The sequence below is a fragment of the Rhizorhabdus sp. genome (assembly GCF_018006725.1).
GTDB lineage: Bacteria > Pseudomonadota > Alphaproteobacteria > Sphingomonadales > Sphingomonadaceae > Rhizorhabdus.
In genome coordinates this window covers 1-2,792 of the sequence record NZ_JAGMXV010000437.1, presented here as the reverse complement: position 1 = coordinate 2,792, position 2,792 = coordinate 1, and the positions used below count along the sequence as shown (strand labels likewise).

Annotated in this window: 3 protein-coding genes and 1 pseudogene; 1 reads left to right on the top strand and 3 read right to left on the bottom strand. The window is 64.1% G+C overall.

The genetic code is table 11. The features are described 5' to 3' along the window. Window positions 1-74 precede the first annotated feature (74 nt). Window positions 75-1,106, bottom strand: a pseudogene (locus KAY22_RS27450) (TolC family protein); the annotation flags it as partial. Window positions 1,107-1,163: 57 nt separating this feature from the next. After that, on the bottom strand, window positions 1,164-1,532 hold the full coding sequence (locus KAY22_RS27445; protein ID WP_158305177.1) for a hypothetical protein: 369 nt from the start codon (window positions 1,530-1,532) through the stop codon (window positions 1,164-1,166). Between the two features lie 548 nt (window positions 1,533-2,080). Between KAY22_RS27445 and KAY22_RS27440 the strand changes: the two genes are divergently transcribed. Continuing rightward, entirely contained in the window at window positions 2,081-2,419 is a 339-nt protein-coding gene (locus KAY22_RS27440; RefSeq protein ID WP_062121909.1) for a hypothetical protein, read from the top strand. A 38-nt stretch (window positions 2,420-2,457) separates the two neighbouring features. On the opposite strand, the gene KAY22_RS27435 is transcribed toward KAY22_RS27440, so the two are convergent. After that, window positions 2,458-2,697 (bottom strand): hypothetical protein, encoded by a 240-nt coding sequence (locus tag KAY22_RS27435; RefSeq protein ID WP_017503330.1) that lies wholly within the window; start codon window positions 2,695-2,697, stop codon window positions 2,458-2,460. Window positions 2,698-2,792: the final 95 nt, after the last annotated feature.

The window sequence follows — 2,792 nt, the reverse complement described above, 5'->3', positions numbered from 1 at the left end:
CGGCCACCATCTATCGCTGTATCGAGCCAAACAGTGCCTTATGACACTTTCCTGTTCCGCTCAGCCGCACGACCCATAGCCTGCTCGACATCGAGCGCGGTTACGCGCCGCACCGCGTCCGCCCGCGTCCGCTCAGCGGTCGCCTGCGCGATGGCGGCCCGGCCATTGTTGAACACCGGGATCGGGATCGAGATCGCGAACACCGCGGCGGTGTCGTTGGTCGCTTCCAGTCGCCGCAGCGCCGGTCCGACGTTGATGTCGGGCACCCGATTGGCCCGAGCAAGCCGGATGCCGGCGTCGGCGATGGCCAGATCGGCATCGGCCGCCGCCAGCGCCAGCGTGCCTTGCGCACTTGGCGGGGCGACCGGCCCGAAGGTCGCGGCAGGGAGGCGATCGAGCAGTGTTACGTCCAGCGCGCCATCTATCGGACGACCGATCCGGCGCGCGAGATTGGTCCTGGCCGCCTCCGCAAGCCGCGTCAGCCGCTCGACGTTGGCATCCGCGTTGATCCGCGCCACGTCGGCGCGCTGCTGTTCGAGCGGCGATGCCCGGCCCGCCTGAACGCGGACCCCGGCGCCGCGCAGGACTTCCGCCGCGATCCGGGCTTGGTCGCGTGCCGTCGCCAAGCGGCGTTCGGCCGCGACCGCCTCGACATAGAGCTGCGTCACCTGCACGCGGATATCGGCCTCTGCGATCGCGGCTTGGAGCTGCGCCCGAGATAGCTGCGCGCCGGCGACGGCGACACGCGCGCTTCGCTTGCCGCCCAGCTCGATCGGGATCGCAACCCCGACCGTCGTTTCAGCGCTCCGCAGCCCCCGATAAGGCCCGGAACCCACGACATTCTCGACCTGACCCTGAAAGGTCGGATTGGGGCGGAGGCCCGCGACGGAGCGTCCAGCCTGTGCGGCTTCGATGCCCGCTGCTGCCGCCGCGTTGGCCGGTGCCGACCCACCTGCCGCCAACACGGCCTGATCGAGCGTGAAAGCCGGCATGGGCTGTGCCGATGTTGGCGCAGCCGGGACCGGCGCTTGTTGCGCCTGTGCTTGCGCCTGCGCGATCGATGCGCAGGACGCCGCAGCCAATACGGCCGCGATCAACTTTTTCATTATCTGGTGATCCTGACAAATTGCGTCGAGCCGGCTGATGCCGGCCAGCGGAAGATGTCAGGCGGTGGGCGGCCTCAGCCCAGGATCGACCAAGCGCGATGCGATGGCCGCGTCGGAACCGGCAAATGGGCGCATACCGCCGGCACGGGCCATCGCCGCCAGCTCATCGGTTGCGGGAAGGTTCAGCGACGGCCCATGGCATGTGCCGTGGTGGTGCGGAACGGCCTTATCAGAATCGCCCTGCGACTGATCGGCATCGCCTTCGCTATGCACGGCGCCGCTGCACTCGATCGTGATAGCGCCCGGTCTCTCCTGCGCGTGCACGGTTCCCGTCACCACCAGGGATGACGCGATCATGACAAGCAAAAGGGACCACAACTTACGCAGCATTGAGATTCGTTTAAGTGAAATGGCGCGCAAAGTCATCGTAGAACTTCCGGAGGAACCGATCGCGCCTCGCGCCACGCCGGGATGGCCTCCGTGATTTCGTCGCTGATGGTGGAGAGCGTCAGCGCAGCCAGCAGCAGCCATCCCCATCCCCGTCGAAATCTGAATGTCATCATGGAGCTTTCATGGCGGCTCAGCGCCAGAGGCGAAACCGCAATCGTGCCGCGCGGGATTCACGCCACATTCTATGTATGATAAAGGACATTATCACATATAGAGAGCCAAAGGAATCGACTTTGAGGATGAACGGGTAGCTCGTTGGTGCAACGGTCGCTGCGAACGATGGGCTTGCCAGGGCAAGCGTCGCCAATGCGACAAGCATGGCGCGAACCGCCATTTTCATGGATCTCTCCTTTTCAGGTCGTGGGGCCGGTCCTCACGGTTATCCGGCTCCCGTTAGCGGGGTCATTGCCCGCCCCTGAAAAGTAGCCCCAAGGATGGGGACGACGCCAATCAACTTGTCGTGGTCGCTCGGTTGCGGTCGCTGGCGCTCAAGCTCATATTCTGGCGATTGGTGAGGAAAACGTATGGGTATACTGGCAAATTCAGTGAAGATAGGCGTGCTGCTCTCAGCAGCAGGGCCGGTTGCCGCGCAGTCTGCGAGAGAACAGCCGCGTGTCGTCACCATGCCAGATGGCCGAACCGTGTATGTCGTGCCAGCGCAGCGAGGAGATACCCGCACGAAGCAGCCGCCGGTGCGTACCGTGGTCGCGCCGGATGGTCGCACCATTTACGTGGTAGAAGAGCAGCCCAAGGACACGCGCACGCAAAGGCAGCGCTGTCTGGATGAGGAAGTAGCGGCCGAAGGCGGATCGCCTTCACAACTAGCAATGGGCGCGATCGACCTAAAATGCAGCCAGCGTTGAAAAGTAGTAGGTGATGAGCATGGCCATGCTCCTGGACCTCAGGCGTCGTTCGCTAGCTCGTCCTGCCCCTGATAGTCATCCGGGTCGAACCCGAGCTTCTCGCGCATCAACTCTGCAGCCTTCTCGACTGGATCGAAACCAAGGCGATCTATCGCGCGCTGTCGGGCCTCGGGGTCTCTCATGAGATGCAGGAGGTACTTTGCAGCTGCCAAGCGGCGCGCGGTGGCATTGCCTTCAAGGCTTCCATCGTCATCATTGGAAGGCGGCGGGCGGTCCATCCCGTCACGCTATCGCATATCTCATCTGCTGGCAAAGGCCAGAGGCTGCGAGCAAAGAGCCGAAACCTTTAAGCGGCACGCCGTAGACCGCACCG